General features: G+C 43.5%; 20 protein-coding genes. 6 read left to right on the top strand and 14 right to left on the bottom strand.

The features are described from left to right. Position 1: 1 nt before the first annotated feature. On the bottom strand, positions 2–1,270 hold the full coding sequence (gene hisS, locus B3N34_RS09190) for a histidine--tRNA ligase (RefSeq protein WP_286977277.1): 1,269 nt from the start codon (positions 1,268–1,270) through the stop codon (positions 2–4). 156 nt (positions 1,271–1,426) lie between these two features. Then, positions 1,427–1,687: a stage V sporulation protein S gene (locus B3N34_RS09185; protein ID WP_009200339.1), complete on the bottom strand. Its 261-nt coding sequence runs from the start codon at positions 1,685–1,687 to the stop codon at positions 1,427–1,429. A 484-nt stretch (positions 1,688–2,171) separates the two neighbouring features. Here B3N34_RS09185 and B3N34_RS09180 point away from each other — a divergent pair, with 484 nt between their 5' ends. The 3 genes from B3N34_RS09180 to B3N34_RS09170 all read left to right on the top strand — a co-directional run bounded on the left by B3N34_RS09180 (position 2,172) and on the right by B3N34_RS09170 (position 3,725). Beyond that, positions 2,172–2,873 carry a DUF1538 domain-containing protein gene (locus tag B3N34_RS09180; protein WP_286977262.1) on the top strand — a complete coding sequence of 234 codons (702 nt, stop codon included), beginning with the start codon at positions 2,172–2,174 and terminating at the stop codon, positions 2,871–2,873. A gap of 30 nt (positions 2,874–2,903) precedes the next feature. Beyond that, positions 2,904–3,227 carry a P-II family nitrogen regulator gene (locus tag B3N34_RS09175; RefSeq protein ID WP_286977259.1) on the top strand — a complete coding sequence of 108 codons (324 nt, stop codon included), beginning with the start codon at positions 2,904–2,906 and terminating at the stop codon, positions 3,225–3,227. Positions 3,228–3,446: 219 nt separating this feature from the next. Next, positions 3,447–3,725, top strand: coding sequence for a F0F1 ATP synthase subunit gamma (locus tag B3N34_RS09170; protein ID WP_286977257.1), 279 nt, complete (start codon positions 3,447–3,449; stop codon positions 3,723–3,725). Between the two features lie 163 nt (positions 3,726–3,888). Here the strand turns inward: B3N34_RS09170 and B3N34_RS09165 are convergent, their stop codons facing one another. The 4 genes from B3N34_RS09165 to B3N34_RS09150 all read right to left on the bottom strand — a co-directional run bounded on the left by B3N34_RS09165 (position 3,889) and on the right by B3N34_RS09150 (position 7,584). Further along, positions 3,889–4,092 carry a cold-shock protein gene (locus B3N34_RS09165; RefSeq protein ID WP_009200335.1) on the bottom strand — a complete coding sequence of 68 codons (204 nt, stop codon included), beginning with the start codon at positions 4,090–4,092 and terminating at the stop codon, positions 3,889–3,891. Between the two features lie 165 nt (positions 4,093–4,257). Further along, positions 4,258–4,596, bottom strand: a complete 339-nt coding sequence (locus B3N34_RS09160) for a tRNA-binding protein (protein ID WP_286977230.1) — start codon at positions 4,594–4,596, stop codon at positions 4,258–4,260. Positions 4,597–4,645: 49 nt separating this feature from the next. Continuing rightward, positions 4,646–6,511 (bottom strand): TRAP transporter permease, encoded by a 1,866-nt coding sequence (locus B3N34_RS09155; RefSeq protein WP_286977224.1) that lies wholly within the window; start codon positions 6,509–6,511, stop codon positions 4,646–4,648. A gap of 86 nt (positions 6,512–6,597) precedes the next feature. Beyond that, positions 6,598–7,584, bottom strand: a complete 987-nt coding sequence (locus B3N34_RS09150; protein ID WP_286977218.1) for a TAXI family TRAP transporter solute-binding subunit — start codon at positions 7,582–7,584, stop codon at positions 6,598–6,600. Positions 7,585–7,773: 189 nt separating this feature from the next. Here B3N34_RS09150 and B3N34_RS09145 point away from each other — a divergent pair, with 189 nt between their 5' ends. After that, positions 7,774–7,953, top strand: a complete 180-nt coding sequence (locus tag B3N34_RS09145; protein ID WP_286977214.1) for an EmrE protein — start codon at positions 7,774–7,776, stop codon at positions 7,951–7,953. Between the two features lie 11 nt (positions 7,954–7,964). Here B3N34_RS09145 and hisD read toward each other — a convergent pair whose 3' ends face one another. After that, positions 7,965–9,218: a histidinol dehydrogenase gene (gene hisD / locus B3N34_RS09140; protein ID WP_286977209.1), complete on the bottom strand. Its 1,254-nt coding sequence runs from the start codon at positions 9,216–9,218 to the stop codon at positions 7,965–7,967. 12 nt (positions 9,219–9,230) lie between these two features. Then, positions 9,231–9,920 carry a hypothetical protein gene (locus B3N34_RS09135; protein ID WP_273002697.1) on the bottom strand — a complete coding sequence of 230 codons (690 nt, stop codon included), beginning with the start codon at positions 9,918–9,920 and terminating at the stop codon, positions 9,231–9,233. Between the two features lie 150 nt (positions 9,921–10,070). Between B3N34_RS09135 and B3N34_RS09130 the strand changes: the two genes are divergently transcribed. Beyond that, entirely contained in the window at positions 10,071–11,255 is a 1,185-nt protein-coding gene (locus B3N34_RS09130) for a M20 metallopeptidase family protein (protein WP_273002695.1), read from the top strand. Between the two features lie 92 nt (positions 11,256–11,347). On the opposite strand, the gene B3N34_RS09125 is transcribed toward B3N34_RS09130, so the two are convergent. From B3N34_RS09125 to ychF, 5 genes are read right to left on the bottom strand one after another with little or no spacing between them, the layout of a single operon-like run. Further along, on the bottom strand, positions 11,348–12,577 hold the full coding sequence (locus B3N34_RS09125) for a M48 family metallopeptidase (RefSeq protein ID WP_273002987.1): 1,230 nt from the start codon (positions 12,575–12,577) through the stop codon (positions 11,348–11,350). An 18-nt stretch (positions 12,578–12,595) separates the two neighbouring features. Continuing rightward, the gene (gene thiE, locus B3N34_RS09120; protein ID WP_286977206.1) at positions 12,596–13,228 is read right to left on the bottom strand and encodes a thiamine phosphate synthase; all 633 of its coding nucleotides are present in this window, start codon (positions 13,226–13,228) and stop codon (positions 12,596–12,598) included. A gap of 12 nt (positions 13,229–13,240) precedes the next feature. Further along, on the bottom strand, positions 13,241–14,056 hold the full coding sequence (gene thiM, locus B3N34_RS09115) for a hydroxyethylthiazole kinase (RefSeq protein ID WP_273002985.1): 816 nt from the start codon (positions 14,054–14,056) through the stop codon (positions 13,241–13,243). 34 nt (positions 14,057–14,090) lie between these two features. Continuing rightward, positions 14,091–14,882 (bottom strand): bifunctional hydroxymethylpyrimidine kinase/phosphomethylpyrimidine kinase, encoded by a 792-nt coding sequence (thiD, locus tag B3N34_RS09110; protein ID WP_286977198.1) that lies wholly within the window; start codon positions 14,880–14,882, stop codon positions 14,091–14,093. A gap of 36 nt (positions 14,883–14,918) precedes the next feature. Further along, a complete protein-coding gene (gene ychF, locus B3N34_RS09105) occupies positions 14,919–16,013 on the bottom strand; it encodes a redox-regulated ATPase YchF (RefSeq protein ID WP_286977456.1) in 1,095 nt (364 codons plus the stop codon). A 339-nt stretch (positions 16,014–16,352) separates the two neighbouring features. Here ychF and B3N34_RS09100 point away from each other — a divergent pair, with 339 nt between their 5' ends. Beyond that, on the top strand, positions 16,353–17,684 hold the full coding sequence (locus B3N34_RS09100) for a sodium:solute symporter family protein (RefSeq protein ID WP_286977195.1): 1,332 nt from the start codon (positions 16,353–16,355) through the stop codon (positions 17,682–17,684). A gap of 51 nt (positions 17,685–17,735) precedes the next feature. Here the strand turns inward: B3N34_RS09100 and B3N34_RS09095 are convergent, their stop codons facing one another. Continuing rightward, positions 17,736–18,164 carry a bis(5'-nucleosyl)-tetraphosphatase gene (locus B3N34_RS09095; protein ID WP_286977192.1) on the bottom strand — a complete coding sequence of 143 codons (429 nt, stop codon included), beginning with the start codon at positions 18,162–18,164 and terminating at the stop codon, positions 17,736–17,738. Between the last annotated feature and the right edge of the window lie 102 nt (positions 18,165–18,266).

Genomic DNA, 18,266 nt, shown 5'->3' with positions numbered 1-18,266 from the left:
GCTATCCAGCTAAATTTGCCTTTACGTAATCTATCAAGGAATCATTCGCCACTTCGCTTTGGGAACCTTTCCTGAGATCTTTTACGGTAACAACGCCCTTCTCAATCTCGACACCACCCAAGATGCAGGCAAGTTTGGCTTCCCTATTTGAAGCTGTCTTGAGCTGCGAGCCAATTGATTTACCGGTGTAATCCATATCGACGCTAATTTGCTCGTGCCTCAAGTCGTAGAGCAACTTCAATGCCTTATTTTTAGCCAAGTCATCAGCTGTCACTATGAATACATCGATACCTGGTTGCTGGCCAAAATCGCAACCTTGCCCTTCCATGGTCAACACTATGCGCTCTATCCCTGCCGCAAAGCCCACACCTGGAACGTGAGGTCCACCTATCGTTTCAGCAAGGTTATCGTATCTTCCGCCACCGCATACGGCATTTTGTGCGCCAAGCTCCCCCGAAAGGACCTCGAAAGCCGTCTTTGTATAATAATCCAAACCCCTAACGAGATTTTTATCTTCTTTATAGTTGATACCGAGAATTGTCATTCCCTCTTTCACTCTTTTGAAGTGTTCGCTGCATTCATCGCACAAATAATCCGCAATACCCGGGGCATCTTTCATAATTTCACGACACCTTTCGTTTTTACAATCCAAAATCCTGAGGGGGTTTCTTTCAAATCTATTTTGACATGTGTTGCATAACGCATCGAAATTACTTCCCACATATCTTTTCAATGCATCTCTATAACCTGGCCTGCAGACAGGGCATCCTACCGAGTTTATCACGACTTCAAGATTGGAAAGGCCAAGCGCATTAAATAAATATATAGCGAAGGCAATGATCTCCAGATCGACTTCCGGAGCTTCTGAACCAAGAGCCTCGACATCTAATTGCCAAAACTGACGATATCTTCCCTTTTGCGGGCGCTCATACCTAAACATTGGCCCTGCGCTCCAAAGTTTAACCGGCTGAACCTTCTTTGACATGCCATGCTCCAAATAACACCTGACCATAGAAGCCGTAAGCTCAGGCCGCAAGGTTAAGCTTCTACCCGCTCTATCTAAAAAAGTGTACATTTCCTTTTCCACTACATCCGTCGAATCTCCTATACCTCTGGAGAAAAGTTCTGTATGTTCGAAAAGCGGCAAATGTATTTCATTATAACCAAAAAAACCTGCGACTTTTCTCGACGTCTCTAAAACGTAGGCCCACTTCCAAGCCTCATCGGGAAGAATATCCCTTACACCCCGCGGTGCTTTAATTATATCCATAGCGCATCGACGCCTCCTGTTAATTTACATATGATGATATTTATTGACATTGAAAATTATGATATCAAAAGATCGGAATAGTAAAAAGCGCGGCCACCACGATGCCGCGCTTTTTCGTGCATCTACGTCGGGGATTTACCCAAACATCTACAAGGATTATCTTGATTCAAGTTGAAACTTAATTGCCGTCCTTTCTTCGCCATCTATGCTGATTTTTGCAAAAGCAGGTATGCAAATTAGATCAATGCCGTTAGGAGCTACATAACCCCGGGCAATTGCTATTGCCTTAACGGCCTGGTTCACTGCCCCTGCACCTACAGCTTGCACTTCCACTGCACCCTTCTCCCTCATGACTGCAGCTATAGCTCCTGCGACAGATTTTGGTTGAGAGTTTGCGGAGACCTTGAGAACTTCCATAGCATTCGACCTCCCTGTAAATTAAGCTCTACATTTATCGAATATACTCTTCCCCGACTACACCTTATAGTCTATATCATAGTATAGCTACATATCCAAACTTTTTGCAAGCAGGAAATGCCATAAAAAATCAGTATATTAAAAGAATTTATAATCTCCATGAGGCAAACCTTCTCGCAAAAAAAATTGCATTGCAAATATGAATACATCATTTTTAAATCATGCCCCTGCTATAGATCACATGTAGCACATGTATAACAAATATTCGTAAAGTCTTATATAATAAGAACGGCAATAAAAATAAAACCAAATGTAGCATGTTCAACACAAACGCCAATTCTTAAAGAGATCGCTTTTAACTAATGATATAAGCTTATGTTTAAAACAAGCTATTCTCCCTGAGACAGTAATTATTTTTCAGATATATTGTTTAACACATGATGATATATTCATTATTATATGACATGGGAGGTCAAAGTATTAAATGAGAATATTGGCCAATTTCAAGGATTTCTTGGAAACCACAAGAAGTGTACTGCCTCTAGCTGTAATTCTCATATTATTTCAATTGGTCATATTAAAAAGACCAATAAAAAACGTCAAGGATATCATCTTTGGAATTTTATTGTGCATATTCGGTCTACATATTTTTTTGAAAGGGGTGCTCATGAGTCTGCATCCGCTGGGAGATTCGGTAGGAGAGAATTTAGTATTCATGAGCAATAAATGGCTTATTGTAGGAGCTGCTTTTATTATTGGATATTTCGGAACGCTGGTCGAGCCGGCTTTGAAGACCCTGGCACTTGAAGTGGAAGAAGTATCAATAGGAGCAATACCTCATAAGATGCTGACACACGCGGTTGCCGTCGGCTTCGGCGTCGGGATGGGCATAGGCATATACAAAATTTTATTCGATATCCCCTATGCAAAAATAATTACCCTTTTGCTCCTACTCGTTCTAATATTAATACTATTCACCCCCGATGAATTTATTTCGATAGCAATGGATTCGGCCAGCGCAACCACTGGGCCGGTAAATATACCCATCAACATGGCAATAGCTATCGGTCTGGCAAAAGTTCTAGAGAATGTCGACCCACTAACCAGCGGTTTTGGTATTGTTGGACTAACGTCCATAGGAGCCATGATCTCGGTATTGATATTAGGCATATTGACGAAAATATAAATACTGGTGCAAATGGGGAGAGGGATGTTTATGGATGTCAAGTGTATTGTTGCCATCGTAGAAAGAGGCAAGGCCGACAAAATTGTCGAAGGAGCCAAAAAGGCGGGGGCCAAAGGTGCGACTATCCTCTACGGAAGAGGGACCGGTCAATCAGAAGCCTTGAGATTTTTTAACCTTCGCATCGAAGCCTCTAAGGAGGTTATATTAATACTCAGCGAAGTCAACAAATATAAGGCAATATATGATGCCATTGTCGACATTGGAAAACTTAATGAACCAGGCACTGGGATTATATTCACATTTATGGTTTCTGAACTCACTGGCTTACACCACAGGGAACAAATAAAAAGCTAGTTACTGTAAAAAATCATGAGGGAATATAGAGTTACTAGAAGATAGATGATTGCAAAGGGACATTTTTGTGTATGACATCTTGAAATTAATGTTATCGATTTCTTTATATTTCATTTCAATATCTATAAAAAAAATAAAAAATATTGCGATGCATGTAGATTTAATTGTCTCATGATAGTATAATAGGTCCAAAATTTAATTCGAAAAGGAGGGTTTAAATTGCCGGAAGGTAGAGGTAGAAGACGAAGAAGAAGCACTATAGAGGAAATGATTATTAAAACACAAGAAAAACTGGAAAAAACCAAGAAAAGATTTATCAACAAGCATACCAATGAGATCATTGATATGTTCACCCAGATTGTTGAATCAGCAAGACTGGACACATTCGATGTACTTAATGACTATATTAGCATAAACAATGAAAATGAACGCAAGAAATTCGTCCAAGAACTCGTTATTAACGCAGCTCGTAATATCGACACTAACTCTCAATCATAAAAAACGATAAACGTCCCCTTTATCTAAAACCAACGTTCCAATGAAATTAAGGGGACAAAATAAAAGGGCTCCTTAATTTATATGCTATCACACAAAATTTAAGAGGTGCCCCCCAATATGGGGCACCTCTGCGATAGGCTTATATTATCTTAGTTTTTAAGATTTATAGAGCCGATACTTCAGAAGCCTGTGGCCCTTTGCTTCCCTGGACTATCTCAAAAGAAACTCTCTGACCTTCAGCTAATGTTTTGAAACCATCTTGCTGGATTGCGCTGTAATGAACGAAAACGTCCTTACCGCCGTCTGCTGTGATGAAACCATAACCTTTGGACTCGTTGAACCATTTGACTGTACCCTGTGTTTTCACTAATGTTGCCTCCTAAATACACGTTTTAAAAATTTTTTCTCGTCGATGGCGCCTATCGACAAATTTATCATACACCTTATTTGACATAAGTCAAGTACTTTTTAACTTTAAAATTTTGAGAGTTCCTTTACCCAAAAATCCATCACGATCGGTAATGCACCAAAATTAAAACACTCTCGACCCCAAAGGAGGGTTGTCGTCCACGGATAACAAAAGCACCTTTCCCTCCTCATTGGGAACGCCAAGGATCAGGATCTCGCTTTTAAAGCCCGCTACAGTTTTCGGGGGGAAATTTACAACAGCGACTACCAATCTTCCCTGCAAAGCCTGAGACGAATAAAGCTCTGTGACTTGGGCGCTAGATTGCTTAACTCCAATCTCGCCGCCGAAATCGACCCATAATTTATACGCAGGCTTTTTGGCCTTTTCGTTGTATTCAACTTTCACTATTTTCCCCACTCTCATATCCACAGCAACAAACTGCTCATAATTTATGGTATCCACATCTATCTCCCCTTGTTTCAGCACCCTGACTTTATCTCTTAACCTAGCATCAAATATCGTTCTTATAAAAGCTGCCCCTTCGAGCAAGGACAAAAAGCGTTATTATAGCCACAATGCTAATTAATTTTATTGTAGCCATAGGCCACAGACAACATACACCGAAAACCAAAAACAAACTTCTTAATAAAAGACCTATTGGCTTATTTGAATAGCCTTCCAAAGCACAACCTAATGCAACGGCAGAAAATAAGCCGCCCAGAAGGGCCAATATGCCGTAAACTGCATTGGCCTGCAATAAAAGACCGCCATCGTAACAAAAAGCGAAGGGGACTATAAAAGCCAAAAGACCCAACCTCATCGCCTGAAATCCAGTCTTATCAGGATTGGCACCTGCAAGGGAACTGGCGGCATAGGCAGCCAATGCAACGGGAGGCGTGATGTTAGATATAACTGCGAAATAAAACACAAACATATTTGCCGCCAAAGCCGTAAACCCTAATTTAACAAGAGCGGGAACTGTCAATGCCGATGCTACTATATATGCTGCAGTGGTAGGAAGCCCCATACCCAGAATAATAGAGAGTGCCATTACTAACAATAGCGCCAAAAACGGAAGGTTCATGGCCAAGGAGAATATAAAACTTACGACTTTAAAGCCAAAACCCGTTAGAGTCACAGAACCGACAACAACTCCAGCAGTAGCACATGCTATGGCAACGATAAAAATGTTTTTAGATCCGTCGTGAATGGCATCGATGACTGCCCTTGGACCCATGCGATGGTGTTTATCGAAAAGAGACATTACCCAGGCCAAGGCTATGCTAATGACAGCCGCTCTCATGGGCGTGTAACCATATAGAAGCATCACGACCAATCCGCCGAGGGGAATTAGAAGATACGATTTCTTGATGACGTTGGCACGCGACGGAAGTTCTTCACGGGGAAGACCTTTCAACCCTATCTTCAAGGCCCTAATATGCACCATCACCAACACGGCTACGTAATACAAAACCGCCGGGACGAAAGCAGCAATCATGATATTCCTATAAGGAACCCCTAAAAAGGCTGCCATTATAAAAGCACCTGCTCCCATTAAAGGGGGCATTATTTGCCCGCCCGTACTGGCAACCGCCTCGACGGCACCTGCAAAGGTTGGTGAATATCCCGTCCGTTTCATAAGAGGTATTGTAAAAGCCCCGGTCGCATAAACATTGGCCACTGCCGATCCAGATATGGAGCCAAAAAACGCCGAACTTAAGACAGAAATTTTAGCCGGCCCGCCAGGAGAATGCCCTGCAAATGCCTCAGCCAACTCCATAAAGTATGCGCCTGTCCCCGATTTCTCCAAAAATCCTCCAAATATCAGAAAGATCATAACGTAAGTTGCCGATATGCCCAAGGGGGAGGAAAAGATACCTTCATCGGTGAGATAGAAATGTTCTATGATCCTATCAAAGGAAAAAGGATAGGCTCTAAATATTCCGGGCATGTAATGACCAAAATACATGTACAAAGCAAAAAGTGCCCCAATAATCGCTAAAGGCAAACCCACCACCCGTCGCGTTCCTTCAAGTAAAAGAACAACAAGCAATGTCCCCATTACTATCTGGGTAACGGTTACAGGATCAACTTGGATCATTCTATAAATTATAGATTCGTAATTAAATATTACATATAAACCCGGCAGCGTGGCCAAAAAAGCCAGCAACCAATCAAACCAGGGAACTCTATCCTTTGGACTTTGCTTTGTTGGAGGAAATAACAAAAATGTCAAAGGTAATACCCACAGTAAATGCACATTTCGTTGTAAATAGGCTTCAAGAGATCCAAATACGGCTGTATAAAGATGAAACAATCCCATACACACTATATATACGTAAACAAAAGATCTCAAAGGACCAGCAAAACTCCTCAAGCTTCATCACCCTTTATACTTGCAAAAATTAATTGGGCGGACGATAGTAAAAGCTATCCGCCCAATATAAATTGCAATTAATATCTTTATTTAACTTCCGACCAAAATTTTACGCTTCCGGGATGAGCCGGCACTCCTTCGGTGATTGCTTCCGTGGGATTTAATTCCTTGATATCGGCAAAGGCTTCCGCCAGACTTTCCTTGTTTTCCCACAGTGCTTTCGCAAGTTCATATGCCAAATCCTCGGGTAGGGTATCTCTTACAACAATACAAGTATAGTCACCTACCGTAGGCACCGGCTCCTGTGCTCCCTTATATAATCCCGCCTCTATATTAAATGTTGTGGTGCCATATACTTCCGACATGGCACTGCGGGCTTCCTCGTCGACAGGAAGCAAAACTACGTCAACCCGACTTTCGATATCCATAATTACAGGAGATATTCTTCCTACCTGAAAGGCAAAGCAGTCCAGATGGTTGTCTGCCAACAGATCAGCGCCATCCGAATAGGATGCAAACTGTATCGATGCTCCCCATTTTTTCATATCATCCCAGGTTACACCATAACCCCTTTCGAAAATACCGCGGATTGCCATTTCGGAAGAAGTGCCAGGCTTCAACGTGGCAAAACGAATGGGCAGCTTCTTCTCAACTATATCCTTGACGGACTTGACGCCCTGGGCTTCGGCATAATCTTTACGCATAATAAAATAGGTATACTGCCTGTAAAGGTTTGCGAAAAGACTTGTCCCCTTAACGGGCTCCTTAAAAGGGTCTATACCTTTGACTGCTGCACCCAAAGCAGATGTCACGGAAAGCCCAAGATCCGCTTGGCCTCTCGCAACATTGACAATGTTGCTCGTTCCCCCACCGCTGCCGCTACCAACTTGGATCACGTTTTTGGTCCACATATCCGAAATGGCACCTCCTAAAGCGAACCACGTACCTCCAGGAGGACCAGAGGGGAACCTCAACTGCTGAGGCCAATCGCTTTTCGCGGCAAAAGCAAAAGATCCAACGCTACTTAAGAACAACAGGGTAATCAATAATACTACAATCTTTCTGACTTTCATCGTCCAACACCTCCAAAATGTTATTATAAAAAGAAACAAACCGACGATGCAATATATACCCCAGGCGGTTCAATGGGGCAAATTAGCTACAAATATACCACAAAGAAAAAAATTGGTGTACATTTTTTATGACCGATCGAGGATAATATTATTTACAATGAACAAATAATTTTCCAGGGAGGCTTTTAGATGGGTAAAACGTTAAGAATGATCGGGATAGTAGGGATAATCTTAGGAATTCTGATCATGATACCAATAGTGACGATCCCATCCGGGATAGCCATATGCATTAACGGGATAGTTCTTTACGCAATTGGAAGAATATACGACGACGTAAGGGCAATCAAAGACAAGTTAAACCTCCCTTGATTTTTAGCCCGTCAATACAGACCACGCATGCGCATAGACAGGCTATGAGTAGCTAAACCCTCAGCATCGGCAATTCTTGCTCCATGCCGTGCAAGGTTGAGGGCTGCCTCTTTGGAGGCATATAAATGCTGCAGAGGGCGAAGAAAGGTGCCAACCCATAATCCACCTTGGAATTTTGCCGACCTTCCTGTTGGCAAAATATGGTTTGTGCCCGCTATATAATCACCAAAGGGTACGGGAGAATAATTTCCAAGGAAGGCAGCGCCGTAGCAAGTAAAAAGCTCAAGCACGGATTCAGGCTTTTCAACGGCCAGTTCCAGATGTTCCGGAGCAATCTCATTGGCCATCCGTGAAATTTCCTCTAATGTACCTACAGCGACAGCGCCACCATTTTCCCACGCTACAGAAGCTACGGATGAAGTGCTTATATTATTAAGCAGTTTATAAACTTCTCCTATCGCCCTTTTGGCAATGGATTCATCTGTGGTCAATAGCATAGCCCTTGCGCTGGGGTCGTGTTCGAGTTGGGCTACCATGTCGGCGGCTAGGGACTTAGGATCTGCATTGCTGTCGGCAACTATCATCACTTCGCTCGGACCGGCCAGCCCATCTATGCCAACAATGCCGAAAACTTGTCTTTTAGCCTCTGTAACATAGGCGTTGCCTGGCCCGACGACGATATCCGCCTGTTTTATATCGCCAGCCCCAAAGGCAACGGCCGCTATTGCCTGTGCACCTCCAATTGCCCATGCTTCTTTTATGCCAAGCATTCCCATAGCGGCAAGCGTAACCGAATTAGGCCTGCCTTCCTTGCCGGGAGGAGTTAAAACCGCAATCCTTTCTACTCCGGCTTCTTGTGCAGGTATTACTCCCATCAAAACCGTGCTGGGCAAGGGGTATCTACCTCCGGGAACATAGATGGCAGCGCTTTTTACGGGCACAAATCTCATTCCCGCCTTTATCCCTTCGTCTATATCGCATGTAAAGTCTTTTAATATTTCTCTTTGAGCCCTATGAAAGGACCTGATGTTTTTCTCTGCAACTTTTAAGGCTTCTTTCATCTCAGTGGACAATTTTTGCCAAGCTTCTTGGATTTCATCTGGTTTTATCTTTGAAGGTGCAAATCCATCCAAGGACTCGCATATCCTGGCCAGGGCATCCCAACCTTCCAGCCTAATCTGATCCAATATATCCTCTACTCTTCCGCGAACCTCATCCATTAATTCCTTTGTTTTAGATTCGTCAAAACGTTTTAGAAATTGCACGCCTACCACTCCTTAAAGGTTTCTCCACGCACAGCTTTTTGCACGAGAACAACCCGGACATTTGGGGTATAAATCGTGATTATTATATGTTGTTCCAATGCCAACCAAGAAAGTAACCGAATAAAATGGCTCAATCATCATATGTTGATTTACCGTAATACCTTTATTTTCGCCTTTCAAGACATTTAATATGAAGGGTTGTATCGATAGAGACAGCCCTGGAGTGGAGCCGGGAATATGAACTAAGCTCACACAACAATCCTTGGAGCGGGCCAAATCCATAATCATCTTTTTCGTTTTTGCAATAAGTTGCCCCATTATGGATATGCTAATCTCACTTAAAAGATACGAGGTCAGCAATTGGTTTTCGGAATTGTATTTTCGTATTTCCCATTCAATGGCCGAACCTAGGGTAATTAAACCTATGACAACTTCCTTGGCATGGGTTAATTCGGATAAACCCTCATTGATGTCTAAGGAGAATACTTTATCTCCCGCATAAAAAAGAAGCCTGCCATCCTTAACACTGACGGGGCAAATTTCGTAGAGCAATGTGGGATCTACCAATTTACCGGCAACTGAAGTCAATTCGTCCAATCGTTGGTTAACCACCTCTGAATTTAATTTAGATTTATCGCTATCCTTAGCAAAAGTATCGAAATTCAACTCTGACAAAGAAATTTCCAAATTTTCGACTGCCATATGCTTTCTCCCTCCGCAAAAAAACTGGCCTGCTATATAAACTTTCCGGTCACAAAAAACAATGATAGTCATCATTGACGTTTAATCAAAGGGTTCATTATATTCTATCTGAACAACCACAAAGTTCAACAAAAAAGGAGCGTTTAAATCATGTCCACTCTATCCTTGATGAATAGGGCAGCAGAAATTAGGGATTGGATGAAAGAAATAAGAAGAGATTTTCATCAACACCCTGAACTTTCGACAGAGGAGAGGCGAACAAGGGAAAAGATAAAGGATTACCTAAGGGATTTAGGAGTTCCCTTTAAGATATTTGAACATCATTACGGAATAGTAGGATTTATAAAAGGAAAGGGAGACAATACAATTGCCCTCCGTGCTGATATGGATGCATTGCCAATCCAGGACAAAAAAGAAGTGGAGTATGCCTCGCAAAATACGGGCGTTATGCATGCCTGCGGTCATGATGCTCATATGTCGATATTGCTCGGAGCAGCAAAATTGTTAAAAGAAGTTGAGGACCGCCTGCAGGGCAACGTCCTTTTGGTCTTTCAGCCAGCCGAAGAGACGGTAGGCGGGGCCAAGCAGATGATAGAAGATGGTGTGCTGGATAAAGACGTCAAGGCTATCTTCGGACTCCACGTTTCTACGGAAATACCGACGGGAAAGATCGGTATAAGACTTCATCAAATGAACGCCGCTTCAGACGTCCTGACCCTCAGGGTATTGGGCAAAAGCACTCATGGCGCCTATCCCCATGAAGGCATTGATGCCATAGTAATAGCAGGGCAACTAATCTGTGCTTTGCAAACAATCGTTAGCAGGGCGACGGATCCCAGAGATTCTGCCGTATTGACCTTCGGAACAATAAACGGTGGCAGTCAAAATAACATCGTAGCGGATGAGGTAACGCTGACCGGCACTTTGAGAACTCTATCGCCAAAAACTCGCGAGATGCTAAACGATAAAATATCGCAATATGTGGAACTGATTCCAAAAGCCATGGGAGGACAGGGGATTTTGGAAAGGATCAAAGGATACCCAGCCTTAATAAATCATCCCGCCTGGGCCCAATTGGTAGTTGATACCTCCATCTCTCTTCTCGGCGAAAACTCGGTGCTGGAACTTGAAAAACCGAGCATGGGAGTCGAAGATTTCGCATATTTTCTCGAAAGGGTGCCAGGCGCATTCTATCAACTGGGGTGCAGAAACGAAGATAGAGGAATAACCCACCCAGGTCATAACGATCTATTTGACATTGACGAGGAATGCCTTCCCATTGGAGCGGCCCTGCAGGCGGGCTGTGTTTTAAATACACTCTCACGGTTAAGCTAAAAACTCATTGGAGGTATGGGGAATCCATACCTTCAATGAGCAATGATTTTAAACTAATTCCGATTTAGGGGATTTAAAATTAAAATCCTAATTTATACATTACAATAAGCCTTTAAAAACTTTAGCCTCTCCGGAATGGGCGGATGTGTGCAGTACCACGCTTTATATAAAAAATGCCGAGGCAACCAGGCCATGTTATCGGTCGATATTTTTGAAAGGGCGTTTATCATTAGGCTGCTGCCTGCATGCCGGGCAGCAAATAAGTCGGCCTTTATTTCTTGTCGCCTTATAAAGTTCAGCAGGCAGGGTTGAAAGAACAGGGTAACTGCCATATTTAACAGAAGAAAGGCATAAATGGCGAACTGTTGAGGATTTTGAATTTGAAAATCGTACATGAAGCCGACATTGGACATGACAAAGGCGAAGTATACTAAGACCGCTTGAATCGCTAAAATCAAGCCTATGCGCTTCAGGGCGTGTGAAAGTTTCCAATGCCCCAGTTCATGCAACAAAACAGCAATAACTTCATCCGCGGTGAGGCTCGAAACAAGGGTATCGAAGAGCACTATCTTTTTATTGCTTCCAAGACCAGTTACGAAGGCATTGCTATGCAACGTCCTCTTGGATGCATTGGCGACAAAAACTTTTATTTTATTGATGCCCAATTTACCCAACAATTGATCAATTTTAACTATAAGTTCCTCATCGGCAAGAGGGTTAAGTTCAAAGAAAAGCGGGATGACCACCAAGGGGACAAGTATCATGGCAACGATTTCGAACAAAGCAAAGGCAAACATCAGATAGAGTGGCCATATCCGACTTTCAAATATAGCGGCAAAGCAGGCAAATCCCAAAAAAGACAGCAAAACAATAAAACTTGATACTATGGCTTGGTCTCTGATGAATATGCTTTTAGTAGTTTTATTAAATTTATACTTACTTTCGACATAGAATACTTTAGCCCACTCCCATGGGAAAGAAGATACCCAAAAAAGAAGCCCAAAAGCAATGCCGAATGCTCCAGCCCTGAAAATAGGCGAACTAATTTGAGCGGTTAAACCATCGACAAGCTTTGGAAGGTCATAGGCGACGATAATAGCGCTTATTAAGTAATTGGTGAGCGTTTCTCCCAAAGAGATTCTCAAGTGTTCAATGGCGTAGTCAACGTTTTTGTCGTTAACTGTGGACTCTTGGACGTAGCTATCAAAAACCGTATTGGGATCTAACTTCATTTTAATCAGATGTCGCCACTCCAGTGAATGAAGAAAAACCTCCCACGTTACGGCTCCGATCCATAAAATCCAAAAAATTTGTTTCCACATACGAAGTATACCGTTAAATTAAGAAACTAAAGACCTCAAAGTCTTTGCAGCGCCAGCTATGTCCTTTTGCGATATTACAGCAGATATTACAGCAACGCCCACTGCTCCGGCTTGCAAAGCCTGCTTTACGTTATGTACCCCTATCCCCCCAATTGCCACGCAGGGCAATTTTGTGTTCACGCAAACCTCTTTCAGCCCTTCGATGCCTATCGTCTTCGCATCAGGCTTGCTGGACGTTCCGAAGACATCTCCTACTCCAAGATAATCAGCGCCTTTCCTTTCTGCTTCGATTGCCTGATCTGGAGTTCTAACGGATATGCCTATAATAAAACCTTCTGGAGCTATTTTTTCCGCCGCCTCTAGAGGCAAATCTTCCTGTCCAAGATGGACGCCATCGGCACCGGCGGTCAACGCCACATCTAACCTATCGTTTACTATGAAAAGAACGTCCTTTTCTTTGCATATTTCTTTTATCGATAAAGCAGCCCGATAAAAATCTCGCCCCTGCATCCTTTTATCGCGAAGTTGAATGGCTGTAGCGCCCCCTTGTATAGCCAATCTTGCCTGATCACACAAAGGCACTCCTCTTCCCAATCTCCTATCCAATATAACGTAAAGCTTTAATCTATGCTTCAAATCCAATAACTTCACCTTCTTACAGTACTATAAATCTAATTTTTGCCACTTTGGAAACACGATGGACGAGGGGTTTCTTACGTAAGTAAAAAGGGCATCAAATAGGTTGCAATGAAAACTCCCGGGACCGTAGGATTTTTTAACCGCCACTTCTGCAACAAAACCCATCAATGCCAGAGACGCCAAAGCTGCAACCAAAGGTTCAGTTACAGCCATGCAAGCTGCTATAATAGTGCCCACATAACATCCTGATCCGGAAATGAGGGAAAGCCATTCGTGACCGCTCTCTAAGGCAAAGATGTCTCTTCCGTCAGAGACATAATCTATCGGACCTGTGGCGACGGCAATGCAGTTATATTTGCGTGAGACTGTTTTGGCAGCCAGTGCAGCTCGTGGAGAATCTGCAGAATCAACTCCTCGCACTTGAGCGCCTTCACCGCCAAGCAATGAGATCTCAGCACCGTTGCCCTTTATTACACCAAAAGCCTTAGTATCGAGTAACCTTTCTACAAGATCCGTTCTCATATTAGTCGCTCCATAGCCAACCGGATCAATGAGAGCAGGTCTTCCCAATTCTTTAGCCTCTCTCACCGCAACGAACATGGCTTCGATTCCCTCTCTCGTAGGGGTGCCTATGTTAACCAACAATGAATCAGATACGGCGACCAATTCAGCAGCTTCTCCGGGATAAAGCGACATGACGGGAGAGGCACCAATAGCCAAAGCCAAATGAGCCTGCCCATTAATAGCTACCATGTTGGTCATGTGATATATTAATGGTTTATGCTGCAGCAAATTGTTAAATACATCGGCAAAGCGAGCTTCCAATTCCGGATTGTCCATCTACACACCCCCCATCTAGCGAAAAGAAAGCTGTTTAATCGGAATTTTCAAGCCAGTCTACCTTGAAAATATGCCCCACACAGCCATACCCCTTTCCACCTTTGAACCTATGTTGAATAGCCAGCCTGGTATAATCTCGGGCCCTTTTCACCGCTTCTAAAGTATCGGTACCTGCCGACAATTCTGCCGCAATCGCCGCCGACAATGTACAACCTGTTCCATGATGATCGTTCGTATGTATCCTTTCATGCTCAAAGACATGAAATTTTCCCTCATAGTAAAAAAGGTCGGTAACCCTTTCACCCTCCAGATGTCCTCCCTTTACAAACACACCTTTAGGGCCTAATTCGGCAATGACTTTAGCTGCCTCCTTCATTTCGTCAAGAGAGGTAATTTTCATCCCTGTCAGTTTTTCCGCTTCAGGAATGTTTGGGGTCACTATAAAGGCAAGGGGAAGGAGTTCGCTGATCATGGCGTTAACGGCCCCTCCAAACATCAAAGGATCTCCGCTTTGAGCAACCATGACGGGGTCCACCACCAATTTGGTCACTCTATGAGTTTTTATGCCCTCAGCTACCTCTGAAATGGTTTCCTCGCGCGAAAGCATGCCTGTTTTTACGGCGCCTACAGAAAAATCAGTCAATATTGCCTTTATTTGGGCGCCAACCATCTCGCAAGGTATATCGAAGACCTTGTGCACTCCCAAACTGTTTTGAGCTGTTACTGCCGCCAAAGCAACAGTACCAAAAACCTTCAAATGCAAAAAAGTTGCAAGATCAGCTTCTATGCCGGCTCCTCCACCGGAATCGCTGCCAGCTATCGTCATCGCAATACCCCTATATGTCATTTTTATCACCTTGCTTTATATATTGAATCGTATTTCTATAATATCTCCGTCTTTTACTATGTAATCCTTGCCCTCCAGGCGAAGCAGGCCCTTCTCTCTGGCCGCTGCCATGGAAAATCCCAATTGCTTGAAATCGTCGAAGTGTATTACCTGAGCCCTTATAAACCCCCTGGCTAAATCAGAATGGATAGCACCTGCTGCATCCAAAGCGGTAGAACCTTGGGGTATAGTCCAAGCTCTAACTTCGTCATGGCCCACTGTAAAAAAGGAAATCAACCCAAGCATTTTATAGGCCTCTCTTATTAGCCTCTCCCTTCCGGGATTCGTTATGCCAAGCTCTTTCATAAATTCTTTTTGGTCCTCCGGGGAAAGATCGGCCATCTCCATTTCCATCCTGCCGTAAATCTTTATCAAGGAGAGTCCCCTCTCCGCTGCTAACCGGACTATTTTATCGTAATCGGGAATTTTATCGTCAGACGTCTGCGTTTCATCCAGGTTTAAAACTATCAACTCCGGCTTTAGCGTCAAAAAGGAAAAACCTCTCGCTTTTTTATGCTCTGTATCGGAAAATACCAGCTCCCTCAATGGCCTTTCAGACAGAAGATGGGAATGACACTTTTCCAGCAATTCCTTTTCCTGTTCTTCTTCCTTCTGCAGCACTTTCTTTTTTGCCAGCCTTTCCAGACGATTTTCTATAACGGACAGATCTCTAAATATTAACTCCATCTCAACTATTTCGAAATCCCTTAAGGGGTCTATATTTCCCTCGGGATGGGCAACTTCAGCATTATCGAAACATCTGATGACGTGAATCAATGCGTCAGAATCGGCAACGAAAGTCAAAAAGGCATTACCCAAACCGGCTCCTTTACTTGCATCCTTAGAAAGGCCGGCTAAATCGACAAATTCGATTTGGGCAGGAACCGTCTTTTTAGGTTTATATACGGATGCCAGTTCCTGTAATCTCCAATCAGGGACATCGACAACAGCTCTATTTGGATCTGTCTTCCCACCGGCATAGGACTTGACTTCCGCCCTAGCGCTCGTTAAGACATTGAAAATCGTCGTCTTGCCCGACAGAGGAAGTCCAACAATACCACAGTTCAACAAGTCCACCACTCCTTTTTTCAAGAGGCCCTCTACATTTTAACCCAGGGTTATATATTATGCTAATCTCCTGCGATCAATTTCTCTCCCGTCCAAAAATCGTGCGTCTGTCATGTGGGTTCCTGCAATTTTAATATCAATGGTTCAATTGACACATCTCGGGCTTTTTATTAAGATTATTGGAAAAATTTCGGGCAATACAATTCGATATTTTATCATAGTTTTTATGGAGGTGTTATTTAATTGAGCGTTCAATTATCTATATTAATTGGTTATATTGCGATGTTATATGTTATCTCGTGGTACGCGACACGCCTTGTCAATCGAGGCGGGGGAGGAGCTTTGAATTACCTGTTAGCCGGAAGACACTTCCCGACCATCATTGTTGCGACGATGTTGACGGGGCTAGCAATAGGAGGGGCTTCTACTGTAGGGGTAGCCGAAGGAGCGTATACGCAGGGCATCTCGGCCGGTTGGTATAATGCAGCTTGGGGAGCAGGCGGCATTATAGTAGGTATACTGGTCGCCGATGCTTTTAGGCGCATGGAGGTTCGTACAATCCCGGAAATGATGGAGCGCATGTATGGCCCCTCCAGCAGATTAATAAGCATAATAGCTCAAATATTAATAATGATGGTCATCACTTCTCTTCAGTACGTTGCAGGAGGCGCAATTCTTACCGCTCTGCTGCCGTCTATTTTTACCTTCCAGCAAGGAGTTCTTTTGACGGCCCTGGTCTTTGTCGGCATTACGCTGATAGGCGGATATTGGGCAGCAGGTCTCTCTAACCTGATAAACGTAATCATAATCTATCTTGGCGTAGTGGTAGCTATCTTTATTTCTGTCTCGAATTTTGGCGGTTTCGAAGCCATAACTTCCCGACTCCCGGCAGGCGGACCATGGTTTCATCCTATTAGCGGTGTGGGGCTTTCTATTATAATGGCTTGGATGGTCGTCATGATCACTCAAACCTTCTCGATCCAGGCAATAACTCAAATAGCCTTTGCCGCCAGGAACGGCCGTACTGCACGCCGCGGTTTTATTATAGGAGGAATAATAACCATACCTGCTGGTTTTTTGTGCGCGCTCTTTGGAATTATTGCCGCTGCTCAATTCCCTGGCCTAGACAATGCCGCCATGGCACTGCCCACCCTGGTTACCCACATAACACCGGCAGTTGGAGGATTGTTGCTTGCATCCTTGTGGGCTGCGGATATCTCGACAGCAGTGGGATTGCTTCTCGGGTGTTCAACCATGGTCACCGAAGATTTTCTAAAAAGGCTTATGCCTGAAAAAATAACACCACGGGGAGAGTTGCTTATTTCGCGGCTCGCCGTCTTGCTCGTCAGTGCAGCCACGTTATGGCTGGCCCTGACATCTGTCGGAATTTTAAAGACCATTACGACTGCTTTAGCCATGACATCCTCCTTTACCCTTTTAATATTAGCCAATATCTTCGCGCCGGCTCTGTGCAAAAAGAATTGTGGTTTTTGGACTATATTGGCATCGGTAGTGATTTGGGTAGCCTGGACTTTATTTCCTTCGACTCATATTGTTCCTCACATAATATACTTAGAATGGCCAATTTGCCTCGGCGTGTTTTCGGCATGTGCCTTATTGAGCAAAGAACCCGCCGAAAGGCTTTTGAAGGAAGTCCCTGAAATTGGAAACTGATCGGCCTGCAGGATCAGAAATATATGCAGCTGAAGCGACCTTAGAGGATGTTCAAGAATTGGGCATCCTCTCTTTTAAAATTTTTTGGTGAGCCCATTCAAGAATCGCTTTTAGTCTTTCGTTCAAAAGAGCTATCGCATCATCATAGGGCAACCATTTCCACTCATGATGTTCGGGACGCCCCAGATCTGGAGATATTGGAAGAAATATGTCCTTTGTTTTGGCTTCTGCAATATAAAACATGGCAACCTTTCCCTTGCCATAGGGAGGCGTTTCAATAACATCGTCATAAAATATCACATCGGTCAAACCAGTCTCCTCTGCAACCTCGCGCTTAGCGGTTTCCAAGGGATGTTCCTCCTGTTTTATCTCGCCCTTTGGAAAATCCCAATTTCTATAAGCCCTGAGAAGCAAATAAACAGGCCTGTCATTCTCCCAATAAAAGATCACAGCACCTGCACTGATGGTTTTGATTCTCATCTTTCAACGCCTCCTCGGATCCTAGAGCTATCTTATTTTTTCATTTTATTCTAATATAGTCTCGTAAGAACACGAAATTTTAAGAAAAAGCAAGGGAGATGT

This window comes from Acetomicrobium sp. UBA5826 (assembly GCF_002433005.1).
GTDB lineage: Bacteria > Synergistota > Synergistia > Synergistales > Acetomicrobiaceae > Acetomicrobium.
The sequence above is the reverse complement of the archived record's forward strand: the minus strand, read 5'-3'. Positions and strand labels throughout refer to the sequence as shown.

Excerpts from the sequence above, each read along its gene's own strand:
- hisS (WP_286977277.1), bottom strand. The coding sequence starts at position 1,270 with ATGGATATAATTAAAGCACCGCGGGGTGTAAGGGATATTCTTCCCGAT.
- B3N34_RS09185 (WP_009200339.1), bottom strand. The coding sequence starts at position 1,687 with ATGGAAGTTCTCAAGGTCTCCGCAAACTCTCAACCAAAATCTGTCGCA.
- B3N34_RS09180 (WP_286977262.1), top strand. The coding sequence starts at position 2,172 with ATGAGAATATTGGCCAATTTCAAGGATTTCTTGGAAACCACAAGAAGT.
- B3N34_RS09175 (WP_286977259.1), top strand. The coding sequence starts at position 2,904 with ATGGATGTCAAGTGTATTGTTGCCATCGTAGAAAGAGGCAAGGCCGAC.
- B3N34_RS09150 (WP_286977218.1), bottom strand. The coding sequence starts at position 7,584 with ATGAAAGTCAGAAAGATTGTAGTATTATTGATTACCCTGTTGTTCTTA.
- B3N34_RS09145 (WP_286977214.1), top strand. The coding sequence starts at position 7,774 with ATGGGTAAAACGTTAAGAATGATCGGGATAGTAGGGATAATCTTAGGA.
- B3N34_RS09135 (WP_273002697.1), bottom strand. The coding sequence starts at position 9,920 with ATGGCAGTCGAAAATTTGGAAATTTCTTTGTCAGAGTTGAATTTCGAT.
- B3N34_RS09130 (WP_273002695.1), top strand. The coding sequence starts at position 10,071 with ATGTCCACTCTATCCTTGATGAATAGGGCAGCAGAAATTAGGGATTGG.
- B3N34_RS09125 (WP_273002987.1), bottom strand. The coding sequence starts at position 12,577 with ATGTGGAAACAAATTTTTTGGATTTTATGGATCGGAGCCGTAACGTGG.
- thiM (WP_273002985.1), bottom strand. The coding sequence starts at position 14,056 with ATGGACAATCCGGAATTGGAAGCTCGCTTTGCCGATGTATTTAACAAT.
- thiD (WP_286977198.1), bottom strand. The coding sequence starts at position 14,882 with ATGACGATAGCTGGCAGCGATTCCGGTGGAGGAGCCGGCATAGAAGCT.
- B3N34_RS09095 (WP_286977192.1), bottom strand. The coding sequence starts at position 18,164 with ATGAGAATCAAAACCATCAGTGCAGGTGCTGTGATCTTTTATTGGGAG.